Origin of the sequence: Dyadobacter sp. SG02 (assembly GCF_900109045.1) — a bacterium.
In the GTDB taxonomy this organism is placed as follows: Bacteria; Bacteroidota; Bacteroidia; order Cytophagales; family Spirosomataceae; genus Dyadobacter.
Genome location: NZ_FNYL01000005.1, coordinates 403,995 through 421,807, shown reverse-complemented (window position 1 = coordinate 421,807; position 17,813 = coordinate 403,995). Strand labels below are relative to the sequence as shown.

Here is a 17,813-nt window from a genome sequence, read left to right as displayed (position 1 = left end):
TAGTTATTAAATCGAATTATGAAAGCCCTTGCATTGATATTCATCGCGGCGCTCGCGTTTACAGGTTGTAACGACCTGAAAGACCTGCGCCCGGTGGGTCCGGGAACGGAGATTCCGGTGACCGTTGTGAACGTAGTAAAAGCGAAGTTCCCGAATGGAGAAGACCTGGTTTTTAAGCCCATACTGGAAGATAAGGTATGGGAAGTGAAGCTGACCTCGGAAGCGGCGCAATATTCTTCGCTGGTGGATTTTGGCAAAATGTGGGAAACCTTCAAGGTAGTGCCCGACGGCGTTCCCGCCACATTGCAGCAGTCGTTGCAAAAGACCGTCTTTGGCGACGGGACGTTATCGGCTTACAGCAGGGCCTATTTCGCAACGACTGCCAATAACAAGCTGATTTACAATTATAAAGGTGGCAACTATTCGTTTGAATGGGCGGGTGTTTACCCCAATACCAACAGCTCGGCCGCATTTGACCAGTCGTTGTACCGGATTGCAACGTACGACGTCGCGGAGCTGCCCGCGTTCGTGAAGGACACTATCAAAACATTTCCCAAAGCGACTTTTGTAATGGGTTATACCTGGGTGAGACTCGATGGTTCCAAGCTTTACTACGTCATGGGTAAACTAAACGAGGGCGGGATGTACGACCAGTTATCCCTGCTTTTCGACGAGAGAGGCAAACTGCGCTGGATGAGTAACTTGTTCACGCAGCCGGGGGCGCCCGTGTCGTCGTCGAACCTGGAACCGGTTCCGGCCGAAATCAAACAGTACCTCGATAATACTCCCGAACTCGCTGGTTATCAATATGAAAGAAAGCTAAGGAGCAATATAAACGGGCTCGACAGCTATTACGTCGTCGTGGGTGTTGGCGGCAATTCGAGGTGTGAATTGTATTTCGATAAAGATTTCAATGTGCTCAATAAAAAATACACGGTGTTATTATATTAAAAAATAGGAATTAATTAAGTTTAAGTTACTTCCAGGTTTAAGTTTCTTTCCTGAACCCAACGTTCCCTCATGAAATTCTTTCGTTCCAGCAAATACGACAGCCTCGCCAGCCTCGTGAAAGCCTGCCAGAAACAGGACCCGAGGGCGCAGACCGTATTTTACGAGCGATATAAGGCCAAAATGACCGGTATTTGCCGCCGTTACGCGCGCACCGTCGCCGAGGCCGACGATATTTTTCAGGACGCATTTGTAAAGATTTTCAACAATATCAACGACTTGAAGGAACCCGAGGCTGCGGACAGCTGGGTAAAAGTGACGGTGATCCGGACGGCGATCAACTATTACAACCGTACCACCCGGCAGCAGGAGCTTCAAAGTCCGCTCGACGGCGTGGAATGGCAGGTGGAGTCGGACGATTACGTGCGAATGATCGACCAGATGAACGTACGCGACCTGGTGGACCTGATCAACGAATTACCCGATAAATACAGGACGGTGATCAACCTGCACCTGATCGACGGCTATACACACACCGAAATTGGTGAAATGCTGTCCATGTCCGACGCCACGGCCCGGTCGCAGTTCATGAGAGGACGTAACCTGCTGATGAAAAAATTAGAACTAAAAGGAATAGTACATCATGAAAACTTCTGAGGACAAATTAAACGAAGCGCTGCGCGACGTCCTCAAACGCAAGTTTGATGACTATGAAGAACAGCCCAACCCGGCCGCGCTCGAACGCATACGTGCACGCGTAAAGCCCGCACGCACAGGAAGGTACTGGTGGTTTACCGGCGCGCTCATCCTGCTCTTCTCGGTCTCCGGCGTATTGCTCAGCCGTTACAGCGGTGATAGCAACGCGCCCTCGGGCATTTCAGAAAAGTCGGTCGCGCATGTACCCAACAAGGCTACGTCAAGTTCGCCGGGCAATGCCGAGCCGACCAAAGAATCGAATACCCTTCCGAAAGCGGTGGCGCATTCGGCCCAATCGCTGTCACGCAAAACCATATGGAAAATACCGGTTTCGCGGTCGGAAAAATTGGTTAAAAGTGTTTTTGTGGAAGACCTGGGTAACAAACCGGCGGCGCAAGTGCATCAGTCGCATGCCGGCAACGTCCCGGGCGCCACTGTAAGCCGGTATGCGGGATTACCATCCGTGAATGCGGACCCGACAACGGCGATAGGGGCAGGTAAGGGCAGCAATGGTGATGCTATGCAGCTAGCTTCGGTTAATGTTTCCAGGGGTTCAGATAATATCTCAGAACACTTGGACGCGGCGTCGGCCCGGGACGTGCCTGTATCAATGGATTCGGCTACGCATGTGATCCCATTGAAAGAACTGGCGGCAATACCTTTGACGGAAGCACCAATTCCGTTGCATTTGCGCGGCGTGGTTGCACCTGCGTACAAGCCTGCGAAAGTGATCGTGACTAACCCGGCGCGCGTTGCCTGGCTTTTCAATGCGTCGGCATTGCATTCGTACCAGATATTGACGGTACCGTCGTCGGCAGCAAACGACTTCCAGAATTTCAGTTTCCCGTCGTTGTTTACGGCCAGTTCGGTTGGCTACAAGCTCAGCGGTGGCGTGGAGCGGAAAGGGATTCAGTTGCAATTGCATTTCAGCAGTTTCCGGCAAACCTATTCTTACGAGGTCGCCAACAACAATTACCTCGTCACGCCCGACGACAAAGGGCAATACCATACCATCCGTCAGGGGGACAGGATGGAGGAAAACCGCAAATTTTCGACGCTCGGTATCGGCGTTTCCAAGCAGGTACGTTGGGGACATTCGCCGGTCAGCCGGTTCTTCGCCGCTTTCGGGGCGGAATATTCGCATGATCTGAACAGCAGTCAGAGCCTTGGGTGGATCAGCCTGGGGCTAGGGAAGCAATTCGCCGTCACCCGCCGCACGGCATTCAGTATCGGGCCATTTGCCGAGTTCAGCCCGGTGAAGGTCAAAGGCATCGCAAACCCGTTCTACTATCAGCCGTACCGCGTGGGGATTTCGGCAGGGCTCCGTTTCGTAAAGCCCTGACCCGCTCACCGGTCCAGTCCCGGCACGAAAATGCCGGGACTTTTTTATGCCCGATTTTTTTCTCTCCCCATTTCATTTCGATCTGATTAAAAAATACTTACATTTACGGGCACGTGCCCGTAATCTTGTTCTTAAACCAAACATAACCCAAACCTCACGCGACAACCATAACAATACCAACCATACCCAACTATTCCTGACCATACCCGACTATTCCTGACCACACCTGACAACATCTGACTATACCCGACTATTCCTGACCATACCTGACAACATCCAACCATACCTGACCATTCCCACCCATGACCCCATCCCCAACCAGAAGAGATTTCATCGCCACCGGCCTCGCCGCGATAGCAGGAGCCGGGCTATCCACCGCTTTTACGCCCGCATTTGGAAGGCCCGTTCGCCCCGCCGACAAAATCCGCCTAGGTATGATCGGCACCGGCTCGCGCGGCGCGGGCCTGGCCACGCTCATCCGCGAAATGCCCGATTATGAGCTCGTTGCCTGCTGCGACATTATCCCCGAAAACCTGCAAAAAGGCCTGAGCCTGGCTGCCCCAAACGCCAAGGGCTACACCGATTACCGCAAGTTGCTCGACGATCAATCCATCGACGCCGTCGTGATCGCCACGCCGCTTTACCTGCATTATCCGATGGCGGTAGCCGCATTGCAGGCTCGCAAGCACATTTACCTCGAAAAATCGATGACCTACGACATTCCGCAGGCCATTGACCTCGTGAAAAAGGTGAAGGCATCGGGGCTGGTGTTTCAGATCGGTTATCAATACCGCTATTATGGCCTCTATCACCGAGTGAAGGAGATTATGAAGGAAAACTGGCTGGGCAAGATCACCCATTTCGAATGCCAATACAACCGCAATTCGAACTGGCGCTTCCCGGTGAAAGACCCGAAAATGGAACGGGCGATCAACTGGCGCATGTACCGCGAATATTGCGGCGGCCCGCTCTCGGAGCTTTGCGCCCATGAGATCGATGTCGTCAACTACCTCACCGACAGCCGCCCCGTCAAAGTGGTCGGCCTGGGCGGTATCAATTACTGGAAGGACGGTCGGGATACCTACGACAACATCCGCACCGTATATGACTATCCCAACGGCGTCAAAGCGAGTGTGACCTCGGTACTTTCCAATGCGTATAATGGTTACAGCATCCGCATTCTCGGAGACAAGGCAACGGTCGAAATCCTGCGCGACAAGGCATTGATCTATCCTGAAATCACCAACAATGCCAAAGGCACCGTGGATGGCGTTACAGGCGCCACCATTGCCGTAACGACGCAGGGCAAGGGTGTGGAAGTAAAATTCGGCAAGCCCGGCGAGGCGGAGCTCGAACCGACCGTATTCGCATTGAAAGATTTTGCGGAATGCGTTCGGAATAAAAAAGAGCCTATTTCAAATGTAGAGACCGGTCGGGACGGCTCCATCGCCATTCACATGGGCAATGCTGCGGCCGATACCGAGAAAGTACAATACTGGAAACCTGAATACTCGGCCTGATGAAACCGCGGTGGCAATGGGTAGCGTCGGCATTGGGCACAATGTGCTTTATATTGAGTGCATTGCGCCCCGCGGTAATGCCTGGTACCTACCGGATCACCGGTCAGGCGCAGGGTACTACTTATGCCATCACTTATTATGCCGGACAAGAATCGGTCACCAAGCCTCAGATCGACAGCATTTTCAAAAGCCTCGACGCATCGCTTTCGATCTATCAGCCCAATTCGCTGATCAGCCGGTTCAATGCATCACCGGAAGGCATTGAAATGGACGAACATCTGGCGTATGTCGTCGGTAAATCCATGCGGATTTACCGCGAAACCGGCGGCCTGTCCGACATTACCGTGTATCCGCTCGTACGCGCTTGGGGATTTGGAGCTAAACAGGCCGACGCAATGCCCGACAGCGCCTCCATTAACCAACTGCTCGAATGCGTGGGTTCCGACAAGTTGCAGGTCTCCGGCCGCAGGCTTTCGAAAACAAACGGCTGCGTTCAAATAGACGTGAACGGCATCGCACAGGGATACTCGGTGGATGTGGTCGCGACTTTCCTCGAAGCGTTTGGGATCGTGAACTATATGGTCGAAATAGGAGGGGAGATCCGTACCAAAGGCCGGAAACTTCCTGGTAACGAGCCGATGAAGATCGGGATCGAAACACCCTCGGCCACAGAATTCGACGCGCCGTCGATCCGAGAGGTCATCAGCATCGGCGACGGGGCCGTTACTACCTCGGGCAGTTACCGCAAGTTCCGGGAATCGGGTGGGAGACGGCTCTCCCACATTATCGACCCTAAAACAGGTTACCCCGTGCAGCGCGAGATCATCAGCGCAACAGTAGTGGCCCCCGAAGCGATCACCGCCGACGGGTTCGACAACGCGCTCCTCGCCGCAGGCGTCGGCGGGGCGTTTGAAATACTCCGCGCCCACCCGGAAATGGAGGCGTATCTGATTTACCGAAAGGCAGATGGCACCGTTGCCGATACGGCGTCGGCGGGGTTTGGACGGTACTTGGTGATGACCGCCGACCGCTGACGGCCGAGGGGGTGGGCCGTCAGCAGCCGCCCCCCGTCGCTCCGAGAACGTTATCGGTACTATTTCTGCCCAATCGCATGGATACCTATTAAATTCCTTGTAACATTGTTATAAGCCAAAATTAAATACTGCCAGATGCTGGAAACGCATCATAAATACCTTCGCAGTCGCATTGCGAGGAACGGTTTGTTATGTCCGGATTTTGGCTTGCTACCCTCGGGAAAACCCATTTTTCAATTCCTAACCATAATCTTATGCATGTAAAACTACCCACCCATCCATGGGCCCGTATTCTTGTCTTTTTTGCATGTCTCAGCCCCTTGTGGCTCCACGGGCAAAACCTGAGGGATGTTACCGGCGTGATTACCGATAGTTTGAACAAACAGGGCCTGCCCGGCGTGACCGTCGTCGTGAAAGGCACCCAGCGGGGCACTACCACCGATGCCGATGGCCGGTACGCCGTGCAGGCGGCCACTTCGGATGTGCTGACATTCAGCTATGTAGGTTATCAGATGAAAGAAATGGCGGTCGGTAACCAGACGGTGATCGAAATCGCCCTGCAACCGAGTACGAATGCGCTCGACGAACTGGTGGTGGTCGGCTATGGCACGATGAAAAAGAGCGACCTCACCGGCGCGGTGATCCGGATCGATTCGAAGACATTCAAAAACCAGCCGATGACCCAGCTCACCGATATGCTGACGGGCACCGTGGCGGGTTTCAACGCTAACCAGTCCACCTCGGCGGCAGGCGGGAGCTCGTTGCAGATCCGGGGACCGAAGTCGCTTACGGCCAATTCGAGCCCGATGGTGGTCATGGACGGGGTGATCTTTAATGGCAACATTTCTGATATTAACCCGGCCGATATCGAAACCATGGATATTCTCAAAGACGCCAGTTCAGCCGCCGTTTTTGGGGCAAGGGCCGCAGGAGGGGTGATTTTGATTACCACTAAGAAAGGCGCGACCGGTAAGCCCGTCATCAACGTCTCGGCCAATGTGGGTACCGCGCAAACGACCAACGATTTCAAACCATTTGACAAAGACGGCTACCTGACCTTCCGCCGCGATTTACTTCGCGCGACCAATCCGGATCGCCCTTCTTTTTACTACGACAATCCGGGTACGCTACCGGCAGGTGTTTCGCTCGAACAGTGGCGCACCGCAAGCAACAATCCTCAGGCCGACAATACCCAGGAATGGCTGAGCCGCCTCCGTTTTTTTCCGATTGAAACCGAAAATTACCTGGCCGGGAAAACCGTGGATTGGTACAAAGAGGTGATCCGCACCGGTTTGCGGCAAAATTACGACGTGAGCATCGGCGGCGGTTCGCAAAATGTGACCTATTACTGGTCGCTGGGTTATCAGAACAACGAAGGCATATTGCGTGGCGACAAATTTTCTACTATCCGCTCACGGCTCAATGTGGATTTCAAGGTGACCGATTGGCTGAATGTGGGCGTGAACAGCCAGTTTGCCGACCGCGACGAAAGTACCGTTCCCGCCAACCTCCCGCAAATGTTCATCATGAGCCCTTACGGTTCTATGTTCGAAGCGGATGGAAGTGCGATGTGGTATCCCAACAGCTTTGCAGTGGCCAATCCGCTGATCAACTATTATGGTCAGGAAAGGATGAAAAAGGTGAATACGCTGTTTGCTTCGCTTTATGGAAAGATCAAGCTGCCTTTTGGATTTGATTACAAAATATCCTTCCAACCGCGGTACGAGGCTTCGAAGGACTATAATTTCTGGTCGTCCAATACCCTCGACGGCGGCTCCACGCGCTCGGGCGGGTATAGCACGCGTGCGGATGCGTCCACGTACGAGTACATTCTCGACAACCTCCTGCATTGGAACAAGCAGTTCGGCGTCCACCATTTGGATGTGACATTACTTTACAGCGCCGAGCGTAACAGGGGCTGGTATTCCAAAATCGCGAACCAGGGTTTTGTACCGAATGAGAACCTGGGCTTCCACGGGATGCAGTACGGTACCAGCCCGGCGATGGAGACGAACGATACGCAGATCACCGGCGATGCGGCCATGGCGCGGCTCAATTACACCCTGTTCGACAAATACCTGATCACGGCGTCCGTCCGCCGCGACGGCTTCTCGGCATTCGGTACCAAACAGCCAAGGGCGGTGTTTCCGGCGGCTGCGGTGGCCTGGAAGATTTCGGAAGAAAAGTTCTTTCACATCGATTTCGTGAGCCAGATGAAGCTCCGTTTATCATGGGGTGTGAATGGGAACCGCGATATCGGGGCCTATTCGGCGCTGGCACAGTTGCTTTCGGCCATGTATTACGACGGCAGCAACGTGCAGGTAGGCGTTTATAACACCTCGCTCGCGAACCCGAACCTGGTTTGGGAAAAAACAAAGTCGATCAACCTCGGGATGGACCTGAGCCTGCTCAAAAACCGTATCGACCTCAGCGTGGAGTATTACGACATGACCACCACCGACCTGCTCATGAAACGCCTTTTGCCCGAAATCACCGGTTTCAAGGACATTACTACCAACCTGGGACTATTGGGGAACAAAGGGTTTGAAATGACTATTAACACCATCAACACCGAACGGCCTAATTTCTCCTGGCGCAGCGGGCTGGTATTTTCTTTTAACCGAAACAAAATCAAACGGTTATTCGGGGATTATAAGGAAGAGACCGTGGATGGCAAAACCGTGCGCACCGAGTTGCCCGATTATTCCAACGAATGGTTCCCCGGCCAGGCCATCGACCGGGTCTGGAACTACAATGTGACGGGCATCTGGCAGACTGCTGAAAAAGACGCGGCCGCCGTTTACAAATTGCAGCCCGGCGATTTCAAAGCCGACGATGTGGACGGAAACGGCAAGTACGAGGCGTTGCTGGATAAGCAGTTTATCGGCTACCGCCAACCCCGGTTCCGCATTGGTTTGCGCAATGAGTTTACGTTTTTCAAGAATTTCACGGCCAGCGTCTTCCTGAGAAGCGAGCTGGGGCATATCGCACCGTTCGCGGAGGGCTTGCGTACGGGCGGCTCCGACACCTACGACCGCCGGAATACCAACGATTTTCCCTACTGGACGCCGGAGAATCCGACCAACGAGTATGCGAGGCTGAATACCAATACCAATGTTTTCGGCGGCGGGATCAAGGTTTACAAAAAGCTGTCGTTCCTGCGCGTACAGGATGTGAATGTCGGCTACGCATTGCCTTCGGATCTTTCCAAGAAGTTGAAAGTGAATAGTGTAAGGGTGTTTGCTTCGGCGCGTAACCTGCTCACATTCACCAAATGGCCGGGCTGGGACCCGGAAGCATGGGATAGCGACGGAAACAATATTCCGATGCCCAAAAACTTCACCGTCGGCCTTAATCTCTCATTGTAAACTGGCATTAATCTTAGCATTATGAAGATTTTCAAATACCTCATATTATTTGTTTTGCTGCTCAGCCAATCGGCCTGCGACAAGGATTGGCTGAAACCGGAGCCGTTGTCGTTTTTCAGTCCCGAGAATGTGTTTGTGGATAAGGCGGGCATGGAGGCGCTGCTCATTACCATGCGCAAAGACCTCAAAAACGAGAGTACCGGCACGATGCCGAACCTGACAATGGAGTTCGCGGCATCCGACCTGGCGTCGCCCTGGTCGCAGCTGGATTTTTACAATTTGACGCCCAATACCGACCAGTATTACCGCTTCCTGGCGATGTTTACGGTGATTTACTCTTCTATTAAAAACTGTAATGTGCTCATCAGCAGGATTGATGAAATTAAATGGCAGTCAGATCAGGAAAGGAATGCGATACTCGCCGAGGCGCTCTGGCACCGGGCTTACTGGTATTACCGCCTCGTAAATTCTTACGGCGACGTGCCGTTCCTGGGCGGTGAAATACAGGAAGCGAAGCTCGATTTCCAGACACACAGCCGCTGGACGATCCTCGAAAAGATCAAAACGGATGTAGAATTTGCGGCCGAATGGCTGCCGGTAACCGCCAAGTCGGGCGTGATTACCAAAGGCGCGGCAAACCATTTGCTGACCAAAATCTACCTTGCCAATCTCGAATATGACAAGGCTATCGAAGCTGCCAACAAGGTCATTAACGGCCCGTATGCGTTGATGACGCAGCGATTCGGCGTCGACGCTACGAAAGGCTACCGAAACCTGATCTGGGATTTGCACCGCGCCAAGAATTTCAGCATTGCCCAAAACACGGAGACCATTCTCGCAGCCATAGACCGTTACGAGGCGCCGCCGGCCGCGCGTTCTGCGGGTTTATATACAATGCGGCTTTACAACTGCCAGTGGTTCCAGCCGCAGGTGCTCGACAGCCAGGGCAAGCCAGGCATGGTGGCGAGCGGGCCGATGTACGATTCGCTGGGTCGTGGCAATGCAAATATCAGGCTTACAGGGTATTATCAGTACGATATCTGGTCTTACAAGGGCGCCAACTGGCGGAATACCACCGATTTGCGGCGGGCCGATATCAACTGGGTGGACATTCATGAATTGAAATACAACAACCCGGCCTCCGTCGATTTCGGGAAGGTGATCAATACCAAATTTCTCGCGGCGCAGGTTGATACGTTCAAGCACGTGTATGCGATGCCGCATTACATCATGTACAACCCGCAGGACGACCCCAAAGCCACGCCGATGGGCGGCAACGGCGACTGGTACATCTTCCGCCTTGCCGAAACCTACCTGCTGCGTGCAGAGGCCTACTTCTGGAAAAACCAGCTCGCATTAGCCGCCGACGATATCAATAAGGTCCGCCAGCGCGCGAAAGCATTGCCCATTACCGCCGGCGAGGTGTCTATCGACTTCATCCTGCACGAGCGTGCGCGGGAGTTGTTCGCGGAAGAACCGCGGCATTCGGAGCTCGTCCGCATTTCGTACATCATGGCCAAAGCCGGGCTGAATGGTTACAGCCTTACCAATTTCAGTGAAAAGAATTTCTATTTCGACCGGGTGATGCGGTACAACAATACCTACGAGAAGAAAATCCAGCTGCTCGGCAATACGGCAAATATAGCGCCATTTCACGCGCTCTGGCCTATTCCCTCGCTGGTGATTACGGCGAATACGAAAGGTGTGATTAATCAGAATGTCGGTTATGATGGGGCCAACCGGAATGTGCCGCCGCTGACGAAAATTGAGTAAGGGATTGGTTCAAAAACTAAAACGGCCATCGCGATATGATTTGCGATGGCCGTTTTTTGTATTGATTAACGGTTTTACCTAAAACAAAACCGGCTTTCTGGAAATGTAAACGGAGCCGTTCGGATCATCACAATACTTGAAGTTCTCGCCTTCTCCGCAAATCGGGGCCGAGCCGGAAACATACAACCGGGATTTTCCATCGAAATGTACATTTATTAGCTGGTGACGGGCGGGAAAGGAAATTTTACTGCCGCTTTCCGACACAACCCCCTTTGTATTGAGATAGCCTTCGGGTGTTTGTTCCATAGCGATGCTGAACTTGATCCCGTTGCCCGAATATGCATAGTTGATCGGTACCTGCCATTCATCCAGTCCCGGACGACCGCGCATCGGTTTCCAGTTAAGTCCTTTGTTGAGGCTAAACCAATATGGCTGGGTGCCAAACGAATCACCGATGGCGGTGGCGGAACTGCGTTTCCCTTCCATCGCGAAAAGCGTATCTTCCTTTACCATGAACGCAACAAGGCCCACATTGCCATTGTAATCGGATGTTTCCCAGGTCTTTCCCTTATTGTCGGTCGTGTAAATTTTAAAGCCGGTGGTGATCACCAGCCTGTCGTCGATATTACCATGCACGGCCCTGATATCGCGGCTGTCGGGCGAGCGGAGTACATACCAGTTCGTGTCTTGGGGTACCGGCTGGGAGGTTTCATCATTTTTACAGGAAAACAGCAAGAGTAATGCGGTCGAGGCGGCGAGTAGTATTTGTTTCATGCCTATGAAGATAGTTTAATGATGTGGCGTGCCGGTTACAAATTAAGCCTTAATATTCATTTGAATGTATGATTGATGCATAAATAATTGCGGCCTGCACACCCGTATCATCCGGTCTTCATTCAGGGCGATGCCAACCGCTGCAAATCCGAATACGCCAACCGGTAATTCAATTGCGCAGCGAGCAAATCGGCCTCGGCTTTCGCCAGCAGGGAGCGCGTGTTGAGGATGTCCGCTTCGAGGTTCAGGCCGAATGCCTGCTTGTCGGTTTGTACTTTGAGCTCTTCGCTGCGGTATTTCACGGCTTTCTCAGCGACGGCGATCAATGCAGTGGCTTGTGTAAGTTTCCGGTGCGTTTTTGAAATGTCGTTTTTGACCTGATTTTGGGTATTAACGAGATTTTCGCGCGCTTGCTGGCTTAGGAATTGCCGCTGGCGGATCACTTGCTTGTTCGCAACGAGGTCCTGTATATTCCATTTGAACTGCGCACCCACGAATGGGTTGTTGTTCGGGAAAAGCAGGTTGCCGGTCTGGTAGGAATAGCCCGCTACCAGACCAATGTCGGGCAGGTTGCTTTGTTCGGCTGCACGGATGGCTTTCTGGGTTTTGATTTCCGTCAGACTGGCGATTTTAATATCGTTGTTGGCCGTTGCGGCATTGGTTAAATAGCTGTCCAATGTGCCCGGGGCGACGGTCGCTGCCGTGCCGGCTGTGCTCGCCACCGTTGCCAGCGTTACACTATCTGCTTCAATACCGGTCAGCTGTTTCAGATCCGCGGTATAATCTTCGGTTTGAATGCGGAGCTTCAAGAGGTTTTGTTCCTCGTCGGCAATATTCGCTTGTAGGCCGGCTTTATTCACATCAATAGTTTTGCCTGAAAGCAATGCGCTTTCCACGTCGTAGAGGCGCATTTGCGCGAGCCTGATCTTCGCATTTGCCTCGTCCTGCTGCTTCTGGGTGATCAGCAAACCATAATACAACTTCTCGATCGCCTGCCTGATCTGTAACGCCGCCCTCGATTGCTCGTGGCGGGCCAGCTCAGCGTCCGTTTTAGCAACTTCAATCCCGGTTTTGATCTTTCCCAATTGTGTAATGGGCTGGTAGAGCGTCACTCCCGCATTGAAATTATGGTGTTTGCCCAAAGGAAAGGTCTTCTCCTCGTTCGGCAATGCAATCGTGGTCCCGACAAGCGGTAATGCGCCGAAGGAGCCCTGCTCGATCACCAGTTGGCCGAGGTTCGCGTTGTATTGGTACGACGAGCTTACCGACGCGACCGGGTAGCGCTTGATCGCGTCTTCGGCTACCTTGGCTTCCTTTTCGGCTACCTGCAACTTACGAACGTTCAGCAGATGGTTGTTCTGTAAAGCCATCTCCACCGCCTGTTCGAGCGTGAGTGGCTGCGCCTGCTGCGCGTACGTGGGTGCGGATGCAATCGCCATCGCGCAAAGTGTGAGTATGGGAAGTATCTGCTTAGTTTTCATGGTGTTCTGCAACAGGTGTTACCATCAGGTCTTTTTTATCATGCGGTTTGATCATCGCGATGTACAGTACCGGTACCGTGAGCAGCGCCATCACCATCGACCATATTACCCCGACGGCGATCACGCTCGCGAGCGGGCTCCACATCGGAGAGCCGGAAAGGATCATGGGAAGCACGCCGATCGCCGCGGCCATCGCGGTAAGGAATATCGGGCGCAGGCGTCGCTTGCCCGATTCGATGGCTGCCGTGCGAATGTCCATCCCGTGGCCGAGCAGCTCGTTGGTATGGTCGACCAGGATGATCGCATTCCGTACCACGATGCCCGAGAGACTGATCAATCCCACAAATGCGGTGAAACCGAAGTTGTTATGCGTGATATAAAGGCCTATTAATGCACCAAAAAGGCTGAGCGGGATCGTGAGCATCACCAGCGCCGCTTCTTTTAGGCTGCGGAACTGGAACAGCAGGATGAAGAATATCAGTACCAGGCTGATCGCCAGGACCACCATCATCTGACTGAATGTCTCATTCTTGTTGAACTGCTCGCCGCCGTATTCGATGCGGTAGCCGGCAGGTAATGGGATATCGGCGATTTTGGCTTTTACTTCTTTCACAAGGTCGGCAGGGAGTACGCCATCTTCGGTTTCGCTCAGGATCGTGAGCGTTCGCACGCCGTTGCGGTGCATGATCTTGCCGGTTTGCCATTGCGGTTTCAGGTCGGCGATCTGACGCAGCGGCACGTTGGCGTCGGTGACGGGCGAGGCCAGGTAAATATTTTCCAGGTTGTCGGACGACTGGCGGTTGCGCGCGTCGAGGCGGAAAACGATATCGAGCGGGTTATTGCCTTCGTACATCGTCGAAACGGGTGCGCCGTTGAAGCCCGTGTACACCATTTGCGAAATGCTGCCCGTGGTGAAGCCTAGCTTGTTGGCCTCGTCTTTGAGCTGGATGCTGATGCCGTAATAGTCCTCGCGGAAATCGGGACGGACCATCGCGCTGCCTTTTGCATTTTTGAGAATATCCTGCACCTGTAAGCCGATTGCTTTGAGGCGGGCAACATCGTCGCCCACAATGCGTACCTCCACCGGCGATTTGTAAGGAGAGCCCTGTTGCATCAGTTTCACCTGCGGCGAGCCTTCGGGGATCAATGCGGCTACTTTGCCTTCGAGCTCGTGCGCGAATTCCTCGGCGGTTTTGTCGTCGGTGGTGTTGATCAGGATCTGGGCGTAGTTTGTGACCGGTACTTCGGGGGAGAAGTTATAGTAAAATCTTGGGGCGCTCGTGCCCGTGAACGTTGCGTACGAGGTCACGCGCGGGTCGCCTTTCACGAGTTTTTCCGCTTTCAGGATGGCCTGGCTGGTTTGGTCGAGCTTGGTGCCGGTGGGCATCCATAGTTCAATCACAAACTGGTTGCGTTCCGCGGAAGGGAAGAATTTTTGTTTGATTCCCTGATAAACAAATAGGGAAAGTACGACGGTAAGCAAGCTGACGCCGATCGTCAGTGCCGAATGTCTTACGCACCATTCCAGCGCGGCGTTATAGCCGTTTTGCATGCGGTCGAGCAGGGTAATGCGTTTCTTTTTGTCGGTTTCCCCGGCGCTGTGGTCGTGAAGGCCTTTTTTGATGAAAGTATAGCAAAGTAGTGGCGTCAGGATCATCGCTACGATGAACGAGGCTGCCAATGCGATGGCCACGGTTACGGGTAATGCGTGGATGAATTCGCCTACGGAGCCGGTCAGGATGACCATCGGCATGAACGAGGCGATAATGGTGACGGTGGCCGCCAAAACCGGGATCACGAGGTCGGTGGCGCTGCGCCAGGCGGCTGTCCAGCGATCTATGCCCTCGTCGAGCAGCTCCACGTAGTTGTCGGCGATCACGATGGCGTCGTCCACGACCATTCCCAGCACGACGATCAGGGCCGCGAGCGATACCTGGTGCAGTTCGATACCAAATGCGTTCAGCAATGCAAAAGTAACGGCGATCGTCATCGGGATGGCCATCGCGGCCACGGCGGCAATGCGGATCGGCAGGAGCAGGATCACGACGATCACGACCGAGAATATGGCCAGGAAAAATTCGCGGATGAAGTGCGTAATGTTTTCATCCACCAGTTTGGGCTGGTTCACAATGGTCGTCAGCGTCACGTCCGCGGGCAGCAATTTTTCAACTTCGGCCAGCTTGGCGTTCACTTCCTCGCCGAACTTCACGATGTTGTTCCCTTCCTGCATCTGGATGGCAAGCATCATCGCATTGTTGCCGTTAACCGTCGTTTTGCTCGTCGGTTCCGCATATTCGCGGTTCACCTGCGCAATGTCGCCCAGCCTGATCAGCTCGCCCGTTTTCGACGCGCCTACGATCTGGTTGGCGATTTCATTTTCGGTACTGTAATAACCCGATGTGTACAGTGGCGTCTGGCTCGTTGCGGTTTTGATATCTCCTGTCGGACTAATCACATTCTGCGATTGCAAAACCTGCACTACGGACGACAGTTTGACATTATATTGAGAAAGTCTCTCAGAACTTGAAGTGACCGTGATCTGCTCTTTCTGCTCGCCGATGCGTTTGATTTTGGAAACTGATTTCACCGTCCGGAGCACGTCTTCCAGCTTCTGGGTATAGTCTTTGAGCTGGGCATAAGTGGCCTTGTTGCTTTCAATACCGATTACCAATGCCTCGGTATCGCCAAAATCCGAGTTGACGATCGGGCCGCGGACGCCTTTGGGGAAATCAACCTGCCGGGCTACCAGTAACTGGTGGCGCAGCTTGCTCCAAAATACATCGGGATTCTTGACATTTTCGCCGAGTTCCACATTCACGACCACCATGCCGTCCTGCGACGTGGAGTAAGTTTTGTCCTTACGGATTTCTTCGAATTGAAAAAGATATTGTTCCAGCTTCTTGGTAACCTGGTCTTCCACCTGGGCGGAATTGGCGCCGGGGAAATAGGCGAGTACCAGGCCCTGGCGGACGGTGATCTTCGGGTCCTCGCGCCGGGGCATGTTCAGCAGCGAATAAACGCCTACCGCAAACACCAGCAGCAATACCGACAGCGTCACCTGCGGATATTTCAGGGATGATTTGACAAAGTTCATAACGCAGCTTATTGGGTGATGGAAATGGCGGTGCCGTCGGTGAGCTTGTGCTGCCCGCCGGTTACCACGCGGTCGTTTTCAGTAATCCCCGAAGTAATCTCGATCTGGTTGTCGGTGAGCTGGCCCAGGCTGACTTTTCGTTTTAATGCGATTTTGCGGTCGGCATCGGCCACGAACACGTAGCTCTGGTTGTCGAGGTCATGCAAAACGGCCTCGGTTGGCAGTACCAATGCTTTTTTGGACTGGTTGGACGCCAGCGTTACCTCGGCGATCATGCCGGGGCGAATGAGCAGCTTGGGATTGTTGAGGGCTATTTTGATGGTAAATGCCCGTGAAGCGGCATCCGCGGCGGAACCGACCTCGATTACTTTGCCCGTAAACGTCTCGCTCAGCGACGAAACGAGTACTTTCGCTTCCTGCCCGAGTTTGATATTGTGCAATTCACTTTCGGGGATATACGCATTCACTTTCACCGTCCGTATGTCGGATACCACGAACAGCGGCGTGCCTACGCCGACGATTTCGCCGACCTCAGCCATTTTTTTGAGCATTACCCCGCTGATAGGGGCAAAAAGCTTCGTATCGGAAAGGTTTTTGGCATGCAGCTTTTCCTGTGCACGTGCCTGTTGCAAGCCGAAACCAACTTTGGCAAAATCGCTTTCACTCAGGCTGCGGCGGTCGTGCATAACTTTCAGGCGGTCGTATTCGTCCTGTACCTGAGCTACTTGCACGCCGGCTATTTCCCTGGCAATGCTGTAATTGCCGGGGTCGAGGCTGGATAGCAGCTGGCCTTGCTTTACCAACTGGCCCTCGGCGGCGGCGATGTAGTTGATCTTTCCGCCAACCATAAAACCGAGGCGCACGGTTTTGTTGCCTTCGATGTTGCCGCTGACGGAGATCTGGTTGTTGGCGGTGATATGTTGCGCCTGCCGGGTTACGACCGGGAGCGGCTTTTCGACGGATTTGGCCTGATCGGCCGCTTTGTTGCAGCCCACGAGCGTTGCCATCGTGAACATGAGATAGATAGGATTGCTTTTCATAGATTGGACGACCGTTAGGTTTAATATCCCGGGGCAAAATTGGCCCCGATTGATGGCAAAGCTTTTGATCTATATCAAAAAGTAACCCAAGATCGAAAAATTGTCAAACTTTTCCCGCCCTGATCCGACTCAGCGTTTCCTGCGTGATGCCCAGGTAGGAAGCGATATGCCCGAGCGGCACGCGGAGCATGATGTCGGGAAATTTTTCGAGCATGGAATTATACCGCTCCTGCGCCGATTGAAACTGGATGGAGTACAATTTGTCCGAGAATGTCTTCACCGCGTTGATCATGACCAGGCGGCTCAGCTTCTGCAATGGCTGGAAGTCATCGATGAACTTTTCGAGGTCCTGGTAGGGAATGGTGCGGATAATGCCTGGTTCCAGGATTTCGGCACCATAGGGCGAGGGGGTATTGAAAAACGCGCTTTCAATCGATATGAAGAAAGCCCCTTCGAGGATAAATGAATGGGTAATGTCCTTGCCGTCCTTCATATAATAGGTGCGCACGACGCCCTTTTCGACGTAAAACACTTTCTGGGAAAAGTTGCCGGGCGCCAGGAGCCGGTGCCCTTTTGGTAGCTCTTCCCTTTTGAAGGCCTCCTGCACCTGAGCTTCCATTTCCGGCGACAATATCATGTGTTGTTTCAGGTAAAGAATCAGCTCCATAAAGGTAATGCGATGATTGAAGGCTGTTTTTGTGCAGCCCTAACATAGCCATTTCCTGCCAGATACCGGCAAAGCG

Annotated in this window: 12 protein-coding genes; 7 read left to right on the top strand and 5 right to left on the bottom strand. The window is 53.3% G+C overall.

From position 1 onward, the window contains the following. Nucleotides 1–18: 18 nt before the first annotated feature. The 7 genes from BMW93_RS14685 (at nt 19) to BMW93_RS14655 (ending at nt 10,681) form a co-directional block, all read left to right on the top strand. On the top strand, nt 19–951 hold the full coding sequence (locus BMW93_RS14685; RefSeq protein WP_090377295.1) for a hypothetical protein: 933 nt from the start codon (nt 19–21) through the stop codon (nt 949–951). A gap of 69 nt (nt 952–1,020) precedes the next feature. Next, nucleotides 1,021–1,605, top strand: coding sequence for an RNA polymerase sigma factor (locus tag BMW93_RS14680; RefSeq protein ID WP_090377291.1), 585 nt, complete (start codon nt 1,021–1,023; stop codon nt 1,603–1,605). Continuing rightward, nucleotides 1,592–2,986 (top strand): hypothetical protein, encoded by a 1,395-nt coding sequence (locus tag BMW93_RS14675; protein ID WP_090377289.1) that lies wholly within the window; start codon nt 1,592–1,594, stop codon nt 2,984–2,986. The genes BMW93_RS14680 and BMW93_RS14675 overlap by 14 nt, the downstream gene beginning before the upstream one ends. A 302-nt stretch (nt 2,987–3,288) precedes the next feature. After that, entirely contained in the window at nt 3,289–4,506 is a 1,218-nt protein-coding gene (locus tag BMW93_RS14670; protein WP_090377286.1) for a Gfo/Idh/MocA family protein, read from the top strand. Further along, nucleotides 4,506–5,540 (top strand): FAD:protein FMN transferase, encoded by a 1,035-nt coding sequence (locus BMW93_RS14665; RefSeq protein ID WP_090377283.1) that lies wholly within the window; start codon nt 4,506–4,508, stop codon nt 5,538–5,540. Before BMW93_RS14670 ends, BMW93_RS14665 begins: the two co-directional genes overlap by 1 nt. A 254-nt stretch (nt 5,541–5,794) precedes the next feature. Next, nucleotides 5,795–8,908 (top strand): TonB-dependent receptor, encoded by a 3,114-nt coding sequence (locus tag BMW93_RS14660; RefSeq protein WP_090377280.1) that lies wholly within the window; start codon nt 5,795–5,797, stop codon nt 8,906–8,908. A 21-nt stretch (nt 8,909–8,929) separates the two neighbouring features. Then, entirely contained in the window at nt 8,930–10,681 is a 1,752-nt protein-coding gene (locus tag BMW93_RS14655; RefSeq protein ID WP_090377278.1) for a RagB/SusD family nutrient uptake outer membrane protein, read from the top strand. A 78-nt stretch (nt 10,682–10,759) separates the two neighbouring features. Here BMW93_RS14655 and BMW93_RS14650 read toward each other — a convergent pair whose 3' ends face one another. The 5 genes from BMW93_RS14650 to BMW93_RS14630 form a co-directional block, all read right to left on the bottom strand. Next, nucleotides 10,760–11,455: a hypothetical protein gene (locus BMW93_RS14650; protein ID WP_090377275.1), complete on the bottom strand. Its 696-nt coding sequence runs from the start codon at nt 11,453–11,455 to the stop codon at nt 10,760–10,762. A gap of 122 nt (nt 11,456–11,577) precedes the next feature. After that, nucleotides 11,578–12,936 carry a TolC family protein gene (locus BMW93_RS14645; RefSeq protein ID WP_090377272.1) on the bottom strand — a complete coding sequence of 453 codons (1,359 nt, stop codon included), beginning with the start codon at nt 12,934–12,936 and terminating at the stop codon, nt 11,578–11,580. Further along, complete coding sequence (locus tag BMW93_RS14640; protein WP_090377270.1) at nt 12,926–16,030, bottom strand: efflux RND transporter permease subunit; 3,105 nt, start codon at nt 16,028–16,030, stop codon at nt 12,926–12,928. Before BMW93_RS14640 ends, BMW93_RS14645 begins: the two co-directional genes overlap by 11 nt. An 8-nt stretch (nt 16,031–16,038) precedes the next feature. Beyond that, complete coding sequence (locus tag BMW93_RS14635; protein WP_090377267.1) at nt 16,039–17,070, bottom strand: efflux RND transporter periplasmic adaptor subunit; 1,032 nt, start codon at nt 17,068–17,070, stop codon at nt 16,039–16,041. A 103-nt stretch (nt 17,071–17,173) separates the two neighbouring features. Further along, a complete protein-coding gene (locus tag BMW93_RS14630) occupies nt 17,174–17,737 on the bottom strand; it encodes a Crp/Fnr family transcriptional regulator (RefSeq protein WP_090377265.1) in 564 nt (187 codons plus the stop codon). Nucleotides 17,738–17,813 lie beyond the last annotated feature (76 nt).

What these genes read in the sequence shown, in the direction of transcription:
- BMW93_RS14685 (WP_090377295.1), top strand. Translation starts at nt 19, where the DNA reads ATGAAAGCCCTTGCATTGATATTCATCGCGGCGCTCGCGTTTACAGGT.
- BMW93_RS14680 (WP_090377291.1), top strand. Translation starts at nt 1,021, where the DNA reads ATGAAATTCTTTCGTTCCAGCAAATACGACAGCCTCGCCAGCCTCGTG.
- BMW93_RS14675 (WP_090377289.1), top strand. Translation starts at nt 1,592, where the DNA reads ATGAAAACTTCTGAGGACAAATTAAACGAAGCGCTGCGCGACGTCCTC.
- BMW93_RS14670 (WP_090377286.1), top strand. Translation starts at nt 3,289, where the DNA reads ATGACCCCATCCCCAACCAGAAGAGATTTCATCGCCACCGGCCTCGCC.
- BMW93_RS14665 (WP_090377283.1), top strand. Translation starts at nt 4,506, where the DNA reads ATGAAACCGCGGTGGCAATGGGTAGCGTCGGCATTGGGCACAATGTGC.
- BMW93_RS14660 (WP_090377280.1), top strand. Translation starts at nt 5,795, where the DNA reads ATGCATGTAAAACTACCCACCCATCCATGGGCCCGTATTCTTGTCTTT.
- BMW93_RS14655 (WP_090377278.1), top strand. Translation starts at nt 8,930, where the DNA reads ATGAAGATTTTCAAATACCTCATATTATTTGTTTTGCTGCTCAGCCAA.
- BMW93_RS14650 (WP_090377275.1), bottom strand. Translation starts at nt 11,455, where the DNA reads ATGAAACAAATACTACTCGCCGCCTCGACCGCATTACTCTTGCTGTTT.
- BMW93_RS14645 (WP_090377272.1), bottom strand. Translation starts at nt 12,936, where the DNA reads ATGAAAACTAAGCAGATACTTCCCATACTCACACTTTGCGCGATGGCG.
- BMW93_RS14640 (WP_090377270.1), bottom strand. Translation starts at nt 16,030, where the DNA reads ATGAACTTTGTCAAATCATCCCTGAAATATCCGCAGGTGACGCTGTCG.
- BMW93_RS14635 (WP_090377267.1), bottom strand. Translation starts at nt 17,070, where the DNA reads ATGAAAAGCAATCCTATCTATCTCATGTTCACGATGGCAACGCTCGTG.
- BMW93_RS14630 (WP_090377265.1), bottom strand. Translation starts at nt 17,737, where the DNA reads ATGGAGCTGATTCTTTACCTGAAACAACACATGATATTGTCGCCGGAA.